Source organism: Herpetosiphon geysericola (assembly GCF_001306135.1).
GTDB lineage: Bacteria > Chloroflexota > Chloroflexia > Chloroflexales > Herpetosiphonaceae > Herpetosiphon > Herpetosiphon geysericola.
On the sequence record NZ_LGKP01000025.1, the window covers coordinates 328,661 to 348,486 of the forward strand.

At 50.4% G+C, this 19,826-nt stretch carries 17 protein-coding genes; 12 read left to right on the plus strand and 5 right to left on the minus strand.

Annotation, left to right across the window (positions count from 1 at the left end; translation table 11 throughout):
- Window positions 1-82: 82 nt before the first annotated feature.
- The 8 genes from SE18_RS17090 (at window position 83) to SE18_RS17125 (ending at window position 9,140) form a co-directional block, all read left to right on the plus strand.
- A complete protein-coding gene (locus SE18_RS17090; RefSeq protein WP_054535676.1) occupies window positions 83-1,144 on the plus strand; it encodes a rod shape-determining protein in 1,062 nt (353 codons plus the stop codon).
- A 2-nt stretch (window positions 1,145-1,146) separates the two neighbouring features.
- The gene (gene mreC / locus SE18_RS17095; RefSeq protein WP_054535677.1) at window positions 1,147-2,037 is read left to right on the plus strand and encodes a rod shape-determining protein MreC; all 891 of its coding nucleotides are present in this window, start codon (window positions 1,147-1,149) and stop codon (window positions 2,035-2,037) included.
- The gene (gene mreD / locus SE18_RS17100; protein WP_054535678.1) at window positions 2,013-2,522 is read left to right on the plus strand and encodes a rod shape-determining protein MreD; all 510 of its coding nucleotides are present in this window, start codon (window positions 2,013-2,015) and stop codon (window positions 2,520-2,522) included. Before mreC ends, mreD begins: the two co-directional genes overlap by 25 nt.
- A 24-nt stretch (window positions 2,523-2,546) precedes the next feature.
- Window positions 2,547-4,799, plus strand: coding sequence for a penicillin-binding transpeptidase domain-containing protein (locus SE18_RS17105; RefSeq protein ID WP_054535679.1), 2,253 nt, complete (start codon window positions 2,547-2,549; stop codon window positions 4,797-4,799).
- 11 nt (window positions 4,800-4,810) lie between these two features.
- Window positions 4,811-5,590, plus strand: a complete 780-nt coding sequence (locus SE18_RS17110; RefSeq protein ID WP_083469973.1) for a carbon-nitrogen family hydrolase — start codon at window positions 4,811-4,813, stop codon at window positions 5,588-5,590.
- A gap of 528 nt (window positions 5,591-6,118) precedes the next feature.
- A complete protein-coding gene (locus SE18_RS17115) occupies window positions 6,119-6,775 on the plus strand; it encodes an ATP-dependent Clp protease proteolytic subunit (protein ID WP_054535680.1) in 657 nt (218 codons plus the stop codon).
- A gap of 64 nt (window positions 6,776-6,839) precedes the next feature.
- On the plus strand, window positions 6,840-8,138 hold the full coding sequence (clpX, locus tag SE18_RS17120) for an ATP-dependent Clp protease ATP-binding subunit ClpX (protein ID WP_054535953.1): 1,299 nt from the start codon (window positions 6,840-6,842) through the stop codon (window positions 8,136-8,138).
- Window positions 8,139-8,282: 144 nt separating this feature from the next.
- Window positions 8,283-9,140, plus strand: coding sequence for an SDR family oxidoreductase (locus SE18_RS17125; protein WP_054535681.1), 858 nt, complete (start codon window positions 8,283-8,285; stop codon window positions 9,138-9,140).
- A 343-nt stretch (window positions 9,141-9,483) separates the two neighbouring features.
- Here the strand turns inward: SE18_RS17125 and SE18_RS17135 are convergent, their stop codons facing one another.
- The 4 genes from SE18_RS17135 to SE18_RS17150 form a co-directional block, all read right to left on the minus strand.
- Window positions 9,484-10,161: a hypothetical protein gene (locus tag SE18_RS17135; protein WP_054535683.1), complete on the minus strand. Its 678-nt coding sequence runs from the start codon at window positions 10,159-10,161 to the stop codon at window positions 9,484-9,486.
- A gap of 82 nt (window positions 10,162-10,243) precedes the next feature.
- The gene (locus SE18_RS17140; protein ID WP_054535684.1) at window positions 10,244-12,418 is read right to left on the minus strand and encodes a fused MFS/spermidine synthase; all 2,175 of its coding nucleotides are present in this window, start codon (window positions 12,416-12,418) and stop codon (window positions 10,244-10,246) included.
- A 25-nt stretch (window positions 12,419-12,443) separates the two neighbouring features.
- Window positions 12,444-13,277, minus strand: a complete 834-nt coding sequence (gene purU / locus SE18_RS17145) for a formyltetrahydrofolate deformylase (protein ID WP_054535685.1) — start codon at window positions 13,275-13,277, stop codon at window positions 12,444-12,446.
- Window positions 13,278-13,340: 63 nt separating this feature from the next.
- On the minus strand, window positions 13,341-15,413 hold the full coding sequence (locus SE18_RS17150; protein WP_054535686.1) for a molybdopterin-containing oxidoreductase family protein: 2,073 nt from the start codon (window positions 15,411-15,413) through the stop codon (window positions 13,341-13,343).
- A gap of 230 nt (window positions 15,414-15,643) precedes the next feature.
- On the opposite strand from SE18_RS17150, the gene rpoD reads away from it, so the two are divergent.
- The gene (gene rpoD, locus SE18_RS17155) at window positions 15,644-16,771 is read left to right on the plus strand and encodes an RNA polymerase sigma factor RpoD (RefSeq protein WP_054535687.1); all 1,128 of its coding nucleotides are present in this window, start codon (window positions 15,644-15,646) and stop codon (window positions 16,769-16,771) included.
- A 102-nt stretch (window positions 16,772-16,873) separates the two neighbouring features.
- Window positions 16,874-17,233, plus strand: a complete 360-nt coding sequence (locus SE18_RS17160; protein ID WP_054535688.1) for an ArsR/SmtB family transcription factor — start codon at window positions 16,874-16,876, stop codon at window positions 17,231-17,233.
- 1 nt (window position 17,234) lies between these two features.
- On the opposite strand, the gene SE18_RS26835 is transcribed toward SE18_RS17160, so the two are convergent.
- Window positions 17,235-17,672, minus strand: a complete 438-nt coding sequence (locus SE18_RS26835; RefSeq protein ID WP_083469974.1) for a PspC domain-containing protein — start codon at window positions 17,670-17,672, stop codon at window positions 17,235-17,237.
- Window positions 17,673-18,119: 447 nt separating this feature from the next.
- On the opposite strand from SE18_RS26835, the gene SE18_RS17175 reads away from it, so the two are divergent.
- Window positions 18,120-18,713 carry a TetR/AcrR family transcriptional regulator gene (locus SE18_RS17175; RefSeq protein ID WP_054535690.1) on the plus strand — a complete coding sequence of 198 codons (594 nt, stop codon included), beginning with the start codon at window positions 18,120-18,122 and terminating at the stop codon, window positions 18,711-18,713.
- Between the two features lie 51 nt (window positions 18,714-18,764).
- Window positions 18,765-19,568, plus strand: a complete 804-nt coding sequence (locus SE18_RS17180; protein WP_054535691.1) for an MBL fold metallo-hydrolase — start codon at window positions 18,765-18,767, stop codon at window positions 19,566-19,568.
- The last annotated feature ends 258 nt before the right edge of the window (window positions 19,569-19,826 follow it).

A 19,826-nucleotide genomic window follows, 5' to 3' on the forward strand; every position in this document is an offset into this window, starting at 1 on the left:
GGGCTTGTGGCTCCGGCCTGCACCTTGACTTCCTGCCAACCATCCACGCGAGCGCTGCAGCAGAAAGATCATCGCACCATATATGTTTAGATCATTTTTTCGCTCATTTAGCCGCGATATTGGTATGGACTTAGGCACCGCCAATACTTTAGTCTATTTACGCGGCAAAGGCATTGTAATTTCCGAGCCATCAGTGGTGGCCATTGATAAACGCACGGGGATTCCCCAAGCTTTTGGCGCTGCGGCCAAAGCCATGGTCGGCAAAACCCCAGCCAATATTGTCGCAGTTCGTCCACTCCGCGATGGCGTAATTGCCGATTTCGATGTGGTCGAAAAGATGATGAAATATTTTTTCGACCAAGCCCACAAGCACGTTGGCGCAAGCATTGCTGGCCGCCCACGGGTAATTGTCGGCGTGCCCTCGGGCGTGACCGATGTGGAAAAACGAGCTGCTCGTGACGCTGCGATGAACGCTGGTGCCCGCGAAGCCTATGTCATCGAAGAACCAATGGCCGCTGCGGTTGGCGCAGGCTTGCCTGTAACCGAACCAACTGGCTCAATGGTTGTTGATATTGGCGGCGGCACAACCGAAGTTGCCGTGATCTCGCTGGGTGGGATTGTGATTAACCACTCGTTGCGCACCGCTGGCGACGAAATCGACGAAGCAGTGATCGCCTTTGCTCGCCGCGAATATAACTTGCTGATTGGCGAGCGTATGGCTGAAAAAGCCAAAATTGCCGCTGGCTCCGCCTACCCACTCGAAGAAGAAATCAAAGTCACCTTGCGGGGCCGCGATTTGCTGACTGGCTTGCCCAAAGCGATTGAAATTAGCAGTATTGAGTTGCGCGAAGGTATCGCTGGCCCAGTTGCTAATATTGTTTCCGAAGTGCGCACCGCCTTGGAAGAAACTCCGCCAGAGCTGGTCGCCGACATTATGGAACATGGCATTACCTTGGCTGGTGGCGGCTCGCTGTTGCGCGGCTTAGACCGCCGGATTGCCGCTGAAACCAAAATGCCAGTCCACATCGCCGAAGATCCACTTTCGTGTGTGGCTCGTGGCACTGGCAAAATGATCGAAGAATTTGATAAATACCGTGACACGATTCGGCGTTCGCAAGAATCGCGTCGCATCAAACGCGGGTAGCCATGTTAAATCGTTCAAGCAATGCCCAACGTGCCACCAAGCTCATTATTTGGCTGGCTTGTATTGTGGTTGTGCTACTATTGCTCGATCAACGGGGCATTTTGACTCCGGTTACTGCGAGCACGGCCCGCTTTTTGACACCTGTTACTCGAACCTTGACGAATATTCGTTTAGCAATTAGTGATACCTTTGGCGGCATTTTCGGTTCGTCGCAGGCAGCCCAAGATTTGGCGGCCATGCAACAACGCGTAACCGAGCTTGAAAACGAAAATCTGCAATTGCGCAGCGCCGCCGCCGAAAACGCAACCTTGCGCCGAACCGCAGGCATGCGCGAACGCTATGGCTGGCGCACCGTGATTGGCAACGTGGTCAGTCGCTCCGCTGATGCTGGCAATCGCTTAATTAGCATTGATCGTGGCACCGCCGATGGCTTGGCCGTGGGCATGCCGGTCGTCTCGCACGTCAATGGTAGCCCCGATGCGCTGATTGGCTTGGTCGATACGGTGAGCCAACATAATGCCACGGTCTTGCTCATTACTGATTCACGCTCGGTCATTAGTGGCCAAGTGCTAGCGCAAGTTGCTAACGAGCAAGAAGGCGGCATCATTAGCCAACCAATGGGCGATGTGCTTGGGCAATGGCAGCTTGGCTCACGCCTGATTATGCGCCATATCGATCGTGATGCGAAATTTAAGGTTGGCGACGATGTATTGACCGCTGGGATTAGCAAAGCCCTAGCCTTTGATGCGCCTGCAGCGCGGATTCCGCCTGATGTGCCAATTGGTCGCGTGAGCGCAATTCGCCCCGATGGCCACGGCCAACAAGCCGATATTGAACCATATTTTGATCCTGATGTGGTGCGGACTGTATGGATTATCGTCGGCGAAGATTAAGCGAGCGGCTGCGTGGGCAGCTTTGGTTGGCAACAAGCGTTGGATTAACCGTTATCGTGCAGACGACTCTTTTACCAACTGTGTTCAATGCCCACTTGAATTTGGTGTTGTTAGCGGTGGTTTGTTGGACGTTGCTTGCTGACGCCGCCAAGGGCGCGGCAATCGCTATGTATGGCGGCTTGTTAATCGATGTGGTCGGCTATTCGCCCTTTGGTAGCCATGCCTTGGCTTTATTGCTGGTTGCTTGGCTATGTAGCCTCGCCGCCGAGCGCTTTCCGCCTGATACATGGCCAACCTCGCTCTTGCTCACAATCGGCGCAACGCCGCTGTATCATTTGATTACCCAAATGTTTCGCGGTGGCACCGACGATTGGCTGAGTTGGGCGATTGTGGTGCTTGTGCCAGCCATGATTATCAATGCGATTGGGGTTTTGCCGACGTTTCTCGTTTTGCAATGGTGGAACGAACGGCAAATTCGCCACTAAACTTTATCATCAAGGAGAACCCATATGCGCGGTCGCCTGATCGGCTTACGGGTCGTGAGCTTAATTATATTCATTGCCTTGCTCGCCCGTTTGCAGCAATTGCAATTTGGCAGTAGCGCTGCAACCTCGCGGGCTTCGATTGAGCAAAATATTACCCGCCACGATTATATTGCGCCGCAACGAGGCGAGATTTTTGCCAGCGATGGCACGACCCTGCTCGCCGCCTCGGTGCCAACCTCGCTCTTAGGCATTCAAGCTGAATCGCTGCCGCGCAAACGCGCCGATCGCAACGCTGTCTATATGCGGCTGAGTATGCTGTTGCCATTCAGCGATACCTTTACGCTCTCGCCAACCACCAAAATGCAGGAAGATCCTGCTTTGGCTGCGGCAGTCTATGGCATTTCGCCAATTTTGCCCGCCGATACAAGCTTTGCGCCGCATCAAGCGATTACGGTGACGGTGCCAATGGGCAAGGCCTTGACTGCGTTGCAACTGAGCAAAGCCTATACCGATGTGATTACCTTGCAGCCAGGCGTGGAAAAAGCCCTTGCCAAAGCCAATTTGCCATCGTATTTGGTTGTGCCGGTGGCCAAAAATATTCCCAATGATGTGGCCTTGGCAATTCGTGAAAATGCGCTTGCTTTGCCCGGCGTGCGGGTTGTCGATGGTTTCCAGCGTGATTACCCGCTGAGCGCCGAAACCAAATCGCTTTCGCATTTATTGGGCTATATGATTCGAATTAACGATAAGCAACTGGCGCGTTACAATCCCTTGAATGATGCAGATGGCCCGCGCCAATACTTGGAAAGTGATTTGATTGGGGTTGATGGAATCGAAAATTATTACGAATCAACCTTGCGCGGCAAACTTGGCACCAATCAAATCTCGGTCGATGTGTGGGATCGGATTGTCGGCGAGCCAAAGGTGTTGCAACCAATGGAAGATGGCAAGAATCTGATTCTGAATATTGATATGGATTTGCAACGTGATAGCGAGCAGATTTTGCAAAAATGGCTCGATATTGCCGACCAACGCCGCATGCGCTTAGCCAATACGCCGGGCAAAGATCAAGTTAAATATGCCTCCTATGATCGCATCAACAAAGGTGTGATTATGGTGATGGATGTGAATACTGGCGCTGTGCTGGCCTCGGTCAGCTTGCCAGCCTACGATAACAATGCCTTCAATCGCGGCGAGGTCGAGGAAATTACCGATTTATTTACTGATGAAGAAAACACGCCTTTGCTGCATCGGGCGATTGCTGGTAAATATCCACCTGGCTCGACTTTCAAGCAGTTTACCGCTGCTGCCGCTTTGGATAGCGATATTATCAACCCCGATACGCGGATTCAAGACCCGGGCTTTTTGCTTGTGCGCAACGAATATAACGAAGCGCTGACCAACCAATATCCCAACTCCAACCGCCGTGCCAATGGCTTGATCAATGTTTCTGATGCTTTGAAAGTTTCGTCAAACGTCTTTTTCAACACGGTTGCTGGCGGGACTGATTACGTAACCAACCTCAAGCCAAACGATCCCCAAATTAAAGGCGGCTTGGGGATTGATCGCTTATACGAGACGGTTTCAGGCGAATTTGGCTTCGATAAATTAACTGGCATCGACTTGCCTGGCGAAGATTCGGGGATTATTCCCAACAAAGAGTGGAAGAAGCAGCGCCGCGAACGCTGGGGCGTTGGCGATACCTATATTGCGGCGATTGGCCAAGGTGATGTGCAAGTTACGCCATTGCAATTGCTGCGTGCGACCGTCGCCACCGCCAATCGCGGCACGGTTTATCAACCGCAAGTGGTCAAAGCAATTACCGATTTGAACCGCACCGATACGATTACGCTTACGCCAGTCATTGAACACACGATTAATCTTGCGCCTGAGCATTGGGCCGTGATTCGCGAAGGCATGCGGCGCTCGGTGCGCGATTCCGATGCTTATAATCGGATTGCCAATAGCAACAACAAACCAGCAGGCGCGATTCTCGCCGATCTTGATCGGCTGGATTTGGCGGGCAAAACCGGAACCGCCGAATATGCGGAAGGGCCATATTTGCGTTCGCACTCATGGTTTGTTGGCTTTGCGCCATTCGATAATCCTAAGGTCGCGATTTTGGCGATGCTCGAAGGCACTGGCGATTTAGGTGATGGTTCGGGGACGTTGGCCTTGCCTGCGGTTGTTGATGTGCTGCGGGCCTATAACGGCGAAGGCTTCCCCGATATTAATGGCAATATGCCTGCGCCTGCTGCTGGCAGCACTGGCCAATAGAGGAAACAGCGATGCAATTATCAGTTGCCTTGGGCCAAATTGATCTTGTTTTGGGCGATCGCGACGCCAACTTGGCAACTGTGCGCAAACTTGCAGCGCAGGCCGAACTGGCTGGCGCAGATTTGCTCGTGCTGCCAGAATTGTGGGGCACTGGCTATCTGCTGGAGCAAGCTCACGAGCTGAGTGATCCGCTCGGCAAGGGTTTGTTTGAAGAAGTGGCAGTTTTGGCAGCGCGCCATCATCTGGCAATTGTTGGCTCGCTGCTTGAGCGCGATGGCGAGCAGGTTTACAACACCGCCACGTTGTATGATGCTCAAGGCAAACGCCTACATCACTATCGTAAAACCCACCTGATTGGCCTGATGAACGAAGATCAATATTTGGGTGCTGGTCAGCAAGCAGAAGTTTTTGAAGCTGCCTGGGGCACAAGCGCCTGCGCCATTTGCTACGATTTGCGCTTTCCCGAGCTGTTTCGGCGCTACGCTTTGGCGGGTGCAGAAGTAATTATTATTCCTGCTGAATGGCCGACTGCGCGGATTGAACATTGGCGCACCTTGCTAGGAGCCCGAGCGATCGAAAACCAAGCGGTGGTGATAGCCTGCAATCGGGTTGGCAGCGACCGCGCTAACCAGTTTGGTGGCGCTTCGATGCTGATTGATCCATGGGGCACGGTCTTGGTTGAGGGCGATGATCAAGCTGGCTTGCTGACCGCGACCGTTGATCTCGACACTGTTGCCAAGGCCCGCAACTTCCTGCCAGTTTTCCGCGATCGGCGGGTTGATCTGTATTAGCCGAGGGGTCAGGTTTTGATCCACGAAGGGCACGAAGATTAATTTTTTAGCCACAGATTGCACAGATTCGTGTGATTTTGTTCTCATAGACCATAGCCAACAGCCCATAGCCATGGGTTCTCTGCGCCTCTGCGTTAAAAAAACACGAATACTTATTTTTTAGCCACAGATTGCACAGATTCGTGTGATTTTGTTCTCATAGACCATAGCCAACAGCCCATAGCCATATGTTCTATGCTCTATGTTCTATGTTCTTTTTGCCTTTTGCCTTCTGACTTTTGATTTCTGATACCATTTTGCCTTTCCTTCATCCTTCATCCCTCATCCTTCATACTTTTAAAGAGTGGTTGCGTAGTTCTGCTGAATGGTGGATAATCAACCAGCAGAATGCTGGCAGCGAACAAGTGTTGGAATCGTGTTAATATTGGGATGCAAGAGAACGGCCCTCTGCCATGCGCGAGGTTTTTCGGGTAGACTAGATGCATCGACCGAAGTGCGCCGACGCGCACCGTTGCAAGGAGGCTTGCTATGTCCTGGTTTCAATGGCTCTCACCTGCTCACGACATTGTGGCAGCGAAATCGCCCTCGATGGTTGTTCCCTACGTTGTAGAAACGAGCAGCCGCGGCGAACGAGTTTATGACATCTACTCACGTTTGCTCAAAGAGCGGATCATCATTCTCGGTACGCCGATTGATTCGCAAATTGCGAATGTGTTGGTAGCTCAATTATTGTTCTTGCAACACGATGATCCTGATCGCGATATTTCGATCTATATCAATAGCCCTGGCGGCGAAGTAAACGCTGGCCTTGCAATCTACGATACGATGCAAATGGTTTCGCCCGATATTGCGACTTGGTGTGTTGGTTTTGCTGGCAGTATGGCTACCCCAGTACTTGCTGGCGGTACCAAAGGCAAACGCTATTCATTGCCCAACTCAACCATCCACATGCACCCAGCAGGTGGTGGCGCTCGTGGCTATGCGCCTGATGTCGAAATTCAAATTAAAGAGTTGTTGCGTCTGCAAAACATTGTGCGTGGCTTGCTATCGAAGGATACCGGCCAGCCAATCGAACGCATTGCCCGCGACTTCGACCGTGACTTGTTTATGACACCAGAACAAGCAAAAGAATATGGTATCATTGACGAAATTACGACCCACATCGAAGCTGGGCAACAAGATTAATTGAGCAACAAGGATGATGACGCGAGCAGCGTGGCTCGCGTCGTCACCAATGGGAGCAATTCCAATGGCGCATTCCGCCTTTATGCCACCGACCTATTACTGCTCGTTTTGCGGGCGGAGCCAAGATGAAGTCGATCGCTTGGTCACAGGTCCGGGGGCATTGTTTATTTGCAACGAGTGCATTGAGTTATTAAGCGCAATTATTGCCAATGAGGAGCGTAAAGATGCTCCGAATACCCCAACCCTACCACCAACTTTGCCAATTCCCCACGCCATTCGCGACCATCTCGATGAGTACGTGATTGGCCAAGATCGGGCCAAAAAGGTGATGGCGGTTGCGGTCTACAACCACTACAAGCGGTTGCGTGCCCAAGCTCAAGGCGATACCGATGTCGAAATTCAGAAAAGTAATATTCTGTTAGTCGGGCCAACTGGCTCGGGCAAAACCTTGCTGGCCCAAACGCTGGCACGCATGCTCGATGTGCCGTTTGCCATCGCCGATGCCACCGCCCTCACCGAGGCTGGCTATGTTGGCGAAGATGTCGAGACGATTCTGTTGCGTTTGATTCAGGCCGCCGATGGCGATGTTGAGCGGGCACAGATGGGCATTTTGTATATCGACGAAATCGATAAGATTGCCCGCAAAGCCGATAATCCTTCGATTACCCGCGATGTTTCTGGCGAGGGCGTGCAACAAGCCTTGCTGAAAATTCTTGAAGGTGGCGTGGTGAATGTGCCACCAATGCCTGGCCGCAAACACCCACAGCAAGAATTTATTCCCTTTGATACCACCAATGTGCTGTTTATCTGCGGTGGAGCCTTCGAGGGTTTAGAGCACCACATTGCCCAACGCTTGGGCAGTGCTGGAACCTTGGGCTTTGGCAAAACTATCGTCAAAGAAGAACGGATCGAACGTTCAAAGAAATTGCTCTCGTTGGTCAATCCCGACGATTTGCTGCACTTTGGCTTTATTCCTGAGTTTATCGGGCGGATGCCAGTCGTTGCCGCGCTCACGCCACTCGATAAAGCTGCCATGCTGCGGATTTTGACCGAGCCGCGTAACGCAATTATCAAGCAATATCAAAAAATGTTGGCGCTTGATCACGTGCAGCTCGAAGTTAGCAGCGATGCCATGGAAGCGATTGTCGAACGGGCCTTGGCTGGCAAAACTGGCGCGCGTGGTTTGCGCACCGCCGTCGAGGAAATTTTGCTCGATGTGATGTTTGACTTGCCGTCGGAAACCGATGTTGTGCGCTGTGTGATCACTGCCGAAACCGTGCGTGATGGCGCAATGCCAACCTTGATTCGGCGCACAAGCACCCGCAGCCGCGCTGGCAAGCAACCAACAACCAAGGCTAGCTAAATTGCGTTTTGTTGGATCGATGCCTCGTTCTTGCTAAAGAACGAGGCATTTTGTTTTAGCATTTGTTGCCGTGGCTTGACACACTGCGTAAATCGCGGCATCCTGCTAGTAGCACACGTAATATGTGGCTTTTATGGAGGCTCTATGAAGGGTAAAGTTTGTTTGGTCACTGGGGCAACTGGTGGCATTGGTAAGGTGACGGCCTTAGAACTCGCTCGTCAAGGCGCGACGGTGGTGATTATTGGGCGGCATCCTTTGCGCACCGAAGGCGTTACCGAGATGATCAAACGCGAAACGGGCAATCCCAACGTTAGTTATATTCTGGCCGATTTATCCAAGCAGGCCGAGGTGCGCCGCGCTGCCCAAGAATTTCTCAGCAAGCACGATCAATTGCATATTTTGGTCAACAATGCTGGGGCTTTTTACAGCGCCCGCCAAGAAAGCACCGATGGGATTGAATTGACCATGGCGCTCAATCATTTGGCTTATTTTCTGCTGACCGATTTGTTGCTGGATACGATCAAAGCCAGTGCTCCTGCCCGTATCATCAATGTTTCCTCCGAGGCCCATCGCATGGGCACGATGGATTTCAACGATCTCGAAGGTAAGCGCAAATGGAGCGGTTGGCGCATGTATGGTCGTTCCAAATTGGCCAATATTCTGTTTACCAAAGAGCTAGCCCGCCGTTTGGCTGGCACTGATGTTACGGTCAACTGCTTGCATCCTGGTGTAGTCTCAACTGGTTTTGCTGCCAACAATGGCGTTTTTGGGATTGTGATGCGCAAGTTGATGGATCTTGGCTCGATCAGCGCCGAAAAAGGGGCCGAAACGACCTTGTATCTCGCCACCTCGCCCGAAGTTGATCATGTCACGGGCTTGTATTTCGACAAAAAGAAACCCCGTGAATCTAGCCCCATTTCCAACGATCAAGCTGCCGCCGAAAAGCTCTGGCAATGGAGCGAGCAAAAAGTTCAACAGGTCAGCGAACAACAAGCAGCCTAAGCAAGGATGAAGGATGAAGGATGAGGGATGGAAGAGAACATAGAACAAAGAGCATAGAACATAGGGGTCGGGATTTAAACGCAGAGGCGCAGAGCAACCGAAGGATGAAGGATGAGGGATGAGGGATGAGAGTTGGAGAAGTCAAAAATCAAAAAGCTTGTTTAACCGCGAAGAACGCGAAGGGCACGAAGAAATCTTTTTAATCAGGCTCTTGTCTAAAGGCTGCGGGAGTACAAAAAATCAATCCCGAAAATCTGTGCTCATCTGTGGCAAAAAACTTAGCCTTCTTGCGCTTCGCGCTCTTCGCGGTTTCGTCCTTCGTGTCCTTCGTGCCCTTCGTGGATCAAAATGATTGCTGGGCCTCAAGCTGATCGGCGAGGGTATCAGTAAACTCGTACCAATCCCACAAATTCAGATAGTCGGTATCCCACGGTTTGCCATGATAGCGAATTAACAAGCCATGCAACTCACTTCCAATCGCCCGAATCGCTGGCGCATTAGCGTGGACGATGGCTTCCGCTAATCGACCTGACCATGGGCGGTCGGGATTTTCACGCTGTGGTAATGCAGCAATCTTCGCATCATAGATTATCGCTTGCGGTGCATCACCTTCCATCAGGGCCGCTAAGGCCAACAGATCCCAATAGAATTCGACATAGACAGACCACTCAATCCAAACTGGGGACTCTTCGAGTTCTCGTATTTTCACGATACATGCACGCATTGATGCTTGATCGCCAATGAGTCGATACAAATTTGCCGCATAAAACCAATCTCCGGCATGCTTAAATAACGACGAAGGCGAATGTGGATTGATCGTGCTTACCCGTTGCTGGGCGACTAAAAGGGCTGTCTGCCGAAGATACTCCGTTGCTCGTTCATCACGCAGGTAATAATAACAGCGCCCAAGCGCTTCCCAATCTTCCCAACCTAAGTCATAGCCATGGCTTTTTTTTATTTCGATTTGGCTAAACCCCTCGTGTAGCCGTTTTTGCAAGGCCTTCGCTTTTGGCAGCAGCATCACCAGCTCCTTTCTCTTCTTTCTAACTGAATGCTTCTTGGTTATACTTCTGACCCCTAACCGCTAAATGCTGGCCCCTCGCTTACTGCCAAGCATACAAGGTGGTAATAATGCTCGAATAATCATCAGTCCACAAGCGATCGTTGGGCCGATTTTGCAAGCTGCGCCATTGATATTGATCGATAAATTGTTGATAGAAGGCTTGATTTTTGGTAAAAATCACCCATTTGGTGCTGTTATTGCCTTGTTCAAGCACATCCTCATCGGTATGATATTCATGAACTAATGCCAATAACCCCAATTTTTCGGCTAGGTCGTGCAACACTGGCTCTAAATTGAGATAGCGATTTGAAATGTGAAAGGCAATAATTCCATCAGGATTCAATTTGCTCAGATACAGTTCCAGCGCCTCGACGGTTACTAAGTGGGTGGGAATCGCATCTGAGCTATAGGCATCCATAATTAACACATCAAAGGGCTTGGTTTCCGCTGCCAGCGAGATGCGGGCATCGCCGACGACGACGGGAGCTTGGGGTGTACATTGGCTGAGATAGCTGAAATATTGCGGATTCTCAGCAATTTCAATCACCACCGGATCGATTTCAAAATATTTCCAAGTATCTTGCGGCTGGGCATAACAGGCGGCTGCCCCACTGCCTAAGCCCACTACCCCAACATTTTTTGGGGTTGTTTGTTGATTGGCAACTTGGAAAATCTCGTTGAGTGGGCCATTTAGGCTATAGTAGGTCAGTGGGCGTTTACTTAATGCTGGATCAAGAAACTGCATGCCGTGCAAGGTCGTACCATGCATCAAAATATTAAAGCGATCGTTGACTTCGATAATCCGGTTGACGCCGAAAAAGCTGCGTTCTTGATAAACTAAGGTCGATCTTGTAAAGCCAATCAGCGAAACGACTGCAAAAAAGCCACCAATGCTTAAGCCAAATGAGACTGGATTGCGCGATTGGCTATAGGCAAGCAACATTGTGACCGAGAATAAAATTCCATAGCCAAGCGTATCCTCTTCGTAATTAAAAGCTTTGAGCAGCAATACCAATCCAATGCTGAGCACAATCATCAAGCCAGGTTTATACAACGATTGGAGCCATTCTTGGCGATTAGTTGGCTTGGGTTTGCGCCACGGGGCAAGCATTAATCCCAAACACAACATCAATGGATATTCCCAAACTGAATTAAAAATCAACGGTGCAATCAATCCATTAAAAATCCCACCAATCACGCCACCTAACGACATCAATAAATAGAATTCAGTTAACTTCTGTGGCTCAGGCCGATCATCTGCCAGTTGTTGATGCAAAACCATTGTGACAACGAACAGGCTTGCCAAATGCAAAATTAACAACAGTAAAATTGGACTATTCGCCCCAGTAATGATCGTCAGAATAACTAACATCACCAAAATTGGCATTAACCAAACTAAAGCTTGTTTGGGAATCAGTACTTTATTGGCAAACACAAAAATAAACGTCAATAAATATAATGCCAAGGGAATAACCCACAACAACGGCATCGCCACAATATCGGTGGTAATGTAGGTTGTAACGCTTACCAATAAACTTGAAGGCACAGCCGACCATGCGATCCACTTGAGCCTGCGTTGCCATGTAATCGGGCTGCTGGCTTGGCTGGTTGCGCTTGAAACAACCTGCGGCGCTCGTTGCCAAACTCGAATGCCACAGCCAATAAACAGCAACACCAACAGCACATAGCCCCAGCGCCAACCATCGCTTTGCAAGCGCAGGCTGGTGTTTGGCTCGATAATTAATGGATAGGCCAATAACGCCAACATACTGCCAACATTACTCATTGCATAGAGCACATAGGGATTGCGATTTTGCTCGCTACTGCCAAACCATGCTTGCAACAATGGGCTGCTCGCCGAAACCACAAAAAATGGCAAGCCTAAGGCAACTGCAAACAAACTCAGTAGCCAAGCAATGGGAAAATCAGTTGTTGGCGCTTGCCAGCCCGCAGGAATCGCAATTGGCAAAACCAATAATGGCGTTAACAAAAGCCCACAATGAATTAATACCTGTTGCCGAGGTTTAAAATATTTCGTTAGCAGGTGCGAATAGCCATATCCTAGCAATAACACCGTTTGATAAAACACTAACGCCGTATTCCAAACCGACGGCGCACCACCAAGCAATGGTAACGCCATCCGCGCAAACATTGGTTGGATCACAAACAATAAGCTAGCGCTAGTAAAAATTGTTAACGCAAATAATAACGGCATAGATTACTCCTGTTGCTGAGCATAGCTAATCAAAAATGACCGTGCGATTGCCGCTTAAAAAAACTCGTTCACTCAAGACCAAATCGAGGGCTTTTGCCAAAACATGTTTTTCAATTTCGCGCCCAGCTTGAATTAGTTCATCAACGCTATGACTATGATCAATTGGCATAACCTGCTGCGCGATAATTGGCCCTTGATCAAGCTCATCGGTGACAAAGTGCGCAGTTGCGCCAATAATTTTCACGCCACGCTCAAAAGCTTGGCGGTAAGGATTCGCCCCGACAAACGCTGGCAAAAATGAATGATGAATATTGATAATTCGCTGCGGAAATTGGGCCACAAACTGCGGCGAAAGCACCCGCATATATTTTGCCAGCACCAAATAATCTGGTTGCGCTGCGTGAATGACTTCGAGCAAGGCTTGTTCATGTGCTTCGCGGGTATAAGATCGATGTGACAAATAGTGAAAAGGCAGATCGAAACGCTGGACTAATTGGCCAAGTTGCTCATGATTCGCAATTACGCCCAAAATTTCTGCTTTGAGTTCGGCAAATGCATGCCGAATAAGCAAATCGCCTAAACAATGATGTTCTTTGGTGGCTAAAATAAGAATTCGTGGCGTATACGCTCGTGCAAAGCGAATATTTGCATTACTTGGCAAGAGAGTTTGCAGTTCAGCCAATGCTATACTTTGATCAAGCGTACCTTGATATTCAGTCCGCATAAAAAAACGCTGGCGCTGATGATCAACAAACTCTTGATTGCTAATAATATTTACGCCATGGCGATAGAGTACGCCAGTAATCTGATGAACTAAGCCAATCTGATCGTTGCATTCAATCAATAACGCTTGGGGCATCGCTTGCTCCAACCAACCGCTTGAGCCAATCGCTCAGCTCAAGCGGGACAATTATTGGCTAGGTTAACCGACAATTCGTTCAACTTCAACCAAATTATCGTAGAAGGTCGCGCCGCCACCCATATCCGAAAGTGCTTGGGGCGTGGTATGGTTGACGTTACGGCCATCAACCGTCAGCTCCGACCACCAAATCGATGGCGCAACTACCACTCCTTGCCGCACCCGATCAGTCACCACAGCCTTGGCCTGGAAGCCACCGCGATCATTGCGAATCAACAATTGATCGCCATCGTCGATGTTGCGTTCGATTGCGTCGATCGGGCTAATTTCTAGGCTGGGGCCGCTCTCATAGCGCTGCAAAATATTGCCAAAGGTGCTGTTCAAAAAGTGGTGGGCTGGCGGCGAGATCAAGGTTAATGGATAGCGCTCAGCCAAGCGCGGGTTGGTGGCTGGGCTTTCGTAGGGCGCAGTATAGGTCGGCAATGGGTCAAAGCCATCGGCCTGCATGCGCTCGGAATAGAGCTCGCACTTGCCAGACGGTGTGAGGAAATTGCCCTCGGCAAATGGTGCCCAATTGGCTGGCACATTCAAGCGCACCCAACCCTCTGCTTGCAATCGTTCGAGCGTAATTCCAGCCAAGGCTGGGTGGTCAGAATCCAAGGCCTGGCGCGCAATCGTCAAATCATCATCACTAAAACATGGCTCATCAAAGCCCATTTTGGCTGCCAAACGCCGAAATAGCTCAGTGTTAGGAATCGCCTCGCCCAGCGGCTCAATCGCTTGGTTGCTCCACGCCAAATACCAGTGGCCATAAGCTTTATGCAAATCGACATGCTCAAGTTGGGTCGTTGCAGGCAGAATAATATCGGCGTAGCGAGTGGTATCGGTGTAAAACTGCTCATGCACTACGGTAAACAAATCGTCGCGCTCCAAGCCGCGTTTCACTGCTTCCAAATCGGGAGCCACGCTGGCCGGATTAGAATTGTAGACAAATAAGGCTTGCACTGGCGGATCGTTAACTTCGGTCAAAGCCTGCCCAAGCTGATTCATATTGATCATGCGCGTGCCAGCAGGAATCAAATCGGGGCGCTCCAAGGCAGCATTATTAATTGGAAACGTGCCGCTGGTGGAAAGCAAAATGCCGCCTGCGCGCTCGCGCCACGAGCCAATTACCGCAGGCAGACAGGCCAAGGTGCGCACGGCCATCCCGCCGCCAGCATGGCGCTGCAAACCATAATTAATCCGAATCGCAGCAGGCGCGGTGGTGGCATATTCATGGGCCAATTGCTCAATCGTCGCCACATCCAAGCCAGTTAATTCGGCCACGCGGGCTGGTGGATATTCCTGCACCCGCTCGCGCAGTTGCTCGCCGCCAATACAATAAGTATCAAGATAGGCTTGATCGTGCAAGCCATCACGGAAAATAATGTGCATCATGCCGAGTGCTAAGGCAGCATCGGTGCCTGGTAACGGTGCAATGTGCCAATCGCATTGGGCGGCGGTGCGCGAACGCCAAGGATCAATTGCAATCACCCGTGCGCCAGCTTTGCGCGCCGCTTTGATAAACGTCCACAAGTGCACATTCGAGGTGAGCGTGTTGGTTCCCCACAAAATAATCAATTTGGCATCAACATAGGCTTCGGGGTCGGTGCCAACGCTTGCACCAACAGTATAGCGATAGCCAGTTGCGCCGGCACTAGCGCAAATTGTGCGATCGAGCAGCGAAGCGCCCAAGCGATGGAAAAAGCGCCGATCCATTGAGCCATAATGCAACAAACCCATCGTGCCTGCATATGAATAGGGCAAAATCGCCTGCGGCCCGTGGCTGGTGCTAATCGCTTGCAAGCGTTCAGCAATCGTGGTTAATGCTTCTTCCCACGAAATGCGCTCGAATTGGCCAGCACCTTTGGGGCCAACCCGCTTGGCTGGATACAACAAACGGCCTTGATGATAAGTTCGCTCGACATAACGCGAAACCTTGGTGCACAAAAAGCCATTGGTAATTGGATGTTCAGGGTTGCCTTGCACTTTGATCGCCTTGCCATCCTGCACTGTGATGAGCATGGAGCACGTATCTGGGCAATCGTGAGGGCACACCGCATGAATAATTTGCTGATCAAGGGCAATCGTTGTCATGGCATCAATCGGGCTGAAGTACCCGCCTCCTTCGCAGTTGTTGCCAAATACTATACAGCGTTTCGCTTTTTTCAACGAATTATCAGCTGCATGTTATGGAAACTTCACCCCTAATGTGCTTGAATAGGGTATTGAATCGCAGATCTATCCGTGATATAGTGGTCTATCATTAGGCTTTTCTATAGCAGTAGAAAGTCGGTGCTTCCTTGAAAAACGTACTCGAAGTTCTGATGGGGGCCGCCCGTCAGCATCGTTATCTAACGCACGACCAAGTGCTGCTTCATCTTCCTCCCTCCGACAAAAACACAGCGCTGTTCGATGAATTGTGTGTCCGCTGCCAAGCAGAAGATATTCCAATTTTAGAAGAACCGCCAACCGCTGCCGTGCATCTCCGTTCCCGTGATGTCGCCGAAGACGATCTCGAACGGTCGCTGATTCGCGAAGGGCTAAGCCTTGATGATCCGGTGCGCATGTATTTGCGCGAAATTGGCCAAGTGCATCTCTTAACCGCCCAAGAAGAAACGATGCTGGCCAAACAATTGGAACGTGGCGAACGGGCGATGATTCGGCTTGCCCGCCACGAATATCTCCTCGAAGAAAAAGCCCGCCTGCAACAGCAAGTTCTCGAAAGCGAAGCTGCCCGCCAACATCTCATCCAAGCCAATTTGCGCCTCGTGGTGTCGATTGCCAAAAAATATGTTGGCCGTGGCATGTCGTTTTTAGATTTAATCCAAGAGGGCAATATTGGCCTGATGCGGGCAACCGAGAAGTTCGATTATCACAAGGGCTTTAAGTTCTCAACTTATGCTACTTGGTGGATTCGCCAAGCAATTACGCGCTCAATCTCCGATCATAGTCGCACAATTCGCCTGCCTGTGCATGTTGGCGAGACGATCAATCGGGTTAAGCGCACAGCCCACAAGTTGCAGCAAGCCTTAGAACGCGAGCCAAGCGCCGAAGAAATTGGCGAAGCCTTGGGCTTGCCCGCAGATAAAGTGCGGCGCGTGCTCGAAGTTGCCCGTCAGCCAGTTTCGCTCGAAACGCCTGTTGGCAACGAGGGCGATAGCGTCTTGGGCGATTTTATCGAAGATGATCGCTCAGCAGAGCCGCTTGATCATGCCACCGAGCATTTATTGCGCGAGCAACTTGATGAAGTGCTGTGCAAGCTCGATGAACGCGAACGGCGAATTATCGAGCTGCGTTATGGCTTGGTCGATGGCAAATATCGCACATTGGAAGAAGTTGGCCGCGAGTTTGGCATTACCCGCGAACGAATTCGCCAAATCGAAGCTAAAGTATTGCGTAAACTGCGTCACCCAGCCTTTGGTGGGCGCAAATTGCGAGCGTATCTTGAATAACTAAGTTGCAGATTTAACGGCAAAGCAACACACGCGAAGCGCGGGCACCATGCCGTGATTCGCGTGTGTTAGTTTTTAATCAACCCATTTTGGAGGTGTCCGATGGAAACGATTCAAGCTGATGCTGCATTAACTCAATTGGCCAGCTTGTGCCATGCCCTTGGCCATCCGTTGCGCTTGGGAATAGTGCGCTACATCGCCCAGCATCCACGCTGTATTTGCAACGATATTGTGCAGCGAACGAATCGTGCTCAATCGACCATCTCCGAACATTTGCGAGTTTTGGTGCAGGCAGGCATCGTTGAAAGCGAGCACGAAGGCCAAGCAACGGTCTATTGGCTGGCTCCGCAAACCTTGCGGCTGCTTGAGCAAGAAGTTGAGCAACTCTGTGATTCTGCCCAACAAAAAACGGTCGCTGAGCGTGGTGCTCAACGACCGTTTTGGTATCAACTCAATCGTTAGATTAGTCGTTTAATGGTTGACCAGTGTATGGGTCAAAACGTGGTTTTTCTGGTTGGGCTGGCTTTGGCGTTGGGTTGATTGGTTGCCCAGTTTGTGGGTCGAATTTCCAATCGCTTTGGGGCATAGCCGTGTTTGCGTTGCTGGTTTGGGCGTTGTTGACCGCAGTTTTGACCTTGTTGAACACATTGGCTGCTTGGTTGCGCATTTCATCAAGCCCGCTGTTGATGCCTGGGCTTGGCAAGCCTGGAGCCGTCACGACTGGCAAAACTGCCCAAAGGATGATGTACAACAGAATGCCTGAACCACCAGCCAAGGTTACCAGCACAAAGGCCAAGCGTACCAAGGTTACATCAAAAGCGAAATATTGAGCCAAACCCGTACACACACCAGCAATCATTTGATCTTGTTGAACACGCACTAAGCGATTTGAATTTTGCATTGTAGTAACTCCTTATTTGGGTGCAACTCATCGTTGCGTATCTGCTATCTAGGACGCAAGCCACTAAAAAATTGTTGCAGCACGTTTTGTAAATTGCCAAGCAATCTGGATTTAGGCATTTGCAATTCTAGCAATGCTTGATTTTTTACCATCGTTGCGTGTTTCTGCGACCGAGGGGCAGGCAGTAGCTTTAATTCTTTCAAGGGTTGGTTGTCAACCATCATTGCTGATCACCACCCTTCCGTCCCGCCTCAAGGCGGGAGACGCAGTAGGTCCCCCTAAAATCGGCTAGTTGGATTATGGCAACTTTTTCTCTATTCGAATTTGGATAATCGCACTCCTCATGGGCAGCTGTAATGGATTATGCTGAAATAAATTTAGTTATTGATCGTGGCTCAAGCAAGATAGATGCTTGCATAAAATACGAACGTATGGTATTTTATCAATATGAGTCGTAAAGATAGTGCCAAAGAACTTATTTTGAATCAAGCAGTGCAGATGGCTTCGGTTGCTGGTCTAAATGGCCTAACGATCGGGAGCTTGGCTGAGGCTGTTGCAATGTCCAAGGGCGGCATCAGCGCGCACTTCAAATCGAAGACCGAGCTGCAAGTTGCCACCGTTGAACGGGCTGCTGAGCTATTTCAAGCGGCAGTGCTTGGCAACGTGCTGGCCGAACCAGCTGGCATCGATCGGCTGTACAAGCTGTGCGATTCGTGGTTTAGCTTTTTGCAGCAAGGCATTTTTCTAGGCGGCTGCTTTTTAACCAACGCCGTGCTTGAGCTTGATGATTTGGCTGATTCTGAAGCGCGGGTTCCCGTACTGCGCTATTATCAGGATTACCTTAATTTTATCGAGCAGAGCATTGCTGAAACCGTGGAGCTTGGCCAATTTCGGGCCAATACGCCAATCGCCGCGCTGGCATTCCAATTCCATGGCATCCTGATCGCGGCGCTGGTTTGGCGGGCAGTGCGCAGCCACGAAGCCCAATTTACGACAGCCCGCGCGGCAATTGGCAATTTAATCGAAAGCTATCGCAGCTAAAATTTTTTAGCTTGAATAAAAAACGAACGTCCGTATTGTAAAGGGATCAATATGCAGATCAATGTGACCTATGTTGGGACAGCGACCGTTTTGTTGGAAATTGATGGCCTGCGGATTTTGACCGATCCCGTGTTCGATCCTGCTGGTAGTTCGCAGGTCACTCAGGTGGAGCCAAACCTTGAATTTGGGCTTTACAAACAGCAATCAGCTGCCTTGCAACCAGCAGAACTTGGGACGATTGATGTCGTATTACTCTCGCACGATGATCATTATGATAATTTGGATACTGCTGGGCGGGCATTTTTGCCGCATGCCAAGCAGGTATTGACCACCGAAGCGGGCAGCGGGCGCTTGCAGCAACAAGGCGCCACCAATGTGCAAGGTTTAGCTGAATGGCAATCGATCACGCTGACCACAGCCCAAGGCTTGCCATTGACGATTACTGCTGTGCCAGCCCAACATGGCCCCGTTGAATTGCTGCCGATCATTGGCGACGTGATTGGGTTTGTTTTGGAATATCCTAATTTTGAGCATGGGCCAATTTACATTTCAGGCGACACGGTTTTGTTTGCTGGTATTCAGCAGATTGCTGAACGCTATGCCATTGGCACGGCCTTTTTGCATGTCGGGGCGGCCCAATTTGCGCCAACGGGGCCAACATTATTTACCTTTGATGCAGATCAAGCGTTGCAAGCAGCCCAAGTGCTTAATCCAAAAACCCTGATTCCAATTCATTTTGATGGCTGGCAGCATTTTAGCCAAGGTCAAGCTGAAATCGAACAAGCTTTTGTTGCTGCGCGTGCTATTCAGCCGCAATGGCTAGCTCTTGGGCTTGTTACAGCATTAGAAGTCTGATTATTTTGTAACCCAATCCCGCCCTTTTTGTTCGCCACGAATTTTATCCTTCATCCTTCGTTTTTCCACCCTTCCGTCCCGCCAGCGGGAGACGCAGGGGGCTTTAATCCCCCTGCACCCCCTCATATTTAGGTTGTGGATTCTTGTTATGCTTCTATAACTCCAATTTCGCGATCTTCGCGATCTTCGTGGTTCCTCATTGCTGATCCCTGATCCCGCAGTTTTCCACCCTTCCGTCCCGCCAGCGGGAGACGCAGG

What these genes read in the sequence shown, in the direction of transcription:
- SE18_RS17140 (WP_054535684.1), bottom strand. Translation starts at nt 12,418, where the DNA reads ATGCCGTTATTATTTGCGTTAACAATTTTTACTAGCGCTAGCTTATTG.
- SE18_RS17180 (WP_054535691.1), top strand. Translation starts at nt 18,765, where the DNA reads ATGCAGATCAATGTGACCTATGTTGGGACAGCGACCGTTTTGTTGGAA.
- SE18_RS17115 (WP_054535680.1), top strand. Translation starts at nt 6,119, where the DNA reads ATGTCCTGGTTTCAATGGCTCTCACCTGCTCACGACATTGTGGCAGCG.
- SE18_RS17090 (WP_054535676.1), top strand. Translation starts at nt 83, where the DNA reads ATGTTTAGATCATTTTTTCGCTCATTTAGCCGCGATATTGGTATGGAC.
- SE18_RS17135 (WP_054535683.1), bottom strand. Translation starts at nt 10,161, where the DNA reads ATGCTGCTGCCAAAAGCGAAGGCCTTGCAAAAACGGCTACACGAGGGG.
- SE18_RS26835 (WP_083469974.1), bottom strand. Translation starts at nt 17,672, where the DNA reads ATGCAAAATTCAAATCGCTTAGTGCGTGTTCAACAAGATCAAATGATT.
- SE18_RS17105 (WP_054535679.1), top strand. Translation starts at nt 2,547, where the DNA reads ATGCGCGGTCGCCTGATCGGCTTACGGGTCGTGAGCTTAATTATATTC.
- rpoD (WP_054535687.1), top strand. Translation starts at nt 15,644, where the DNA reads ATGGGGGCCGCCCGTCAGCATCGTTATCTAACGCACGACCAAGTGCTG.
- SE18_RS17150 (WP_054535686.1), bottom strand. Translation starts at nt 15,413, where the DNA reads ATGACAACGATTGCCCTTGATCAGCAAATTATTCATGCGGTGTGCCCT.
- mreC (WP_054535677.1), top strand. Translation starts at nt 1,147, where the DNA reads ATGTTAAATCGTTCAAGCAATGCCCAACGTGCCACCAAGCTCATTATT.
- purU (WP_054535685.1), bottom strand. Translation starts at nt 13,277, where the DNA reads ATGCCCCAAGCGTTATTGATTGAATGCAACGATCAGATTGGCTTAGTT.
- SE18_RS17110 (WP_083469973.1), top strand. Translation starts at nt 4,811, where the DNA reads ATGCAATTATCAGTTGCCTTGGGCCAAATTGATCTTGTTTTGGGCGAT.
- SE18_RS17125 (WP_054535681.1), top strand. Translation starts at nt 8,283, where the DNA reads ATGAAGGGTAAAGTTTGTTTGGTCACTGGGGCAACTGGTGGCATTGGT.
- mreD (WP_054535678.1), top strand. Translation starts at nt 2,013, where the DNA reads ATGGATTATCGTCGGCGAAGATTAAGCGAGCGGCTGCGTGGGCAGCTT.
- clpX (WP_054535953.1), top strand. Translation starts at nt 6,840, where the DNA reads ATGGCGCATTCCGCCTTTATGCCACCGACCTATTACTGCTCGTTTTGC.
- SE18_RS17160 (WP_054535688.1), top strand. Translation starts at nt 16,874, where the DNA reads ATGGAAACGATTCAAGCTGATGCTGCATTAACTCAATTGGCCAGCTTG.
- SE18_RS17175 (WP_054535690.1), top strand. Translation starts at nt 18,120, where the DNA reads ATGAGTCGTAAAGATAGTGCCAAAGAACTTATTTTGAATCAAGCAGTG.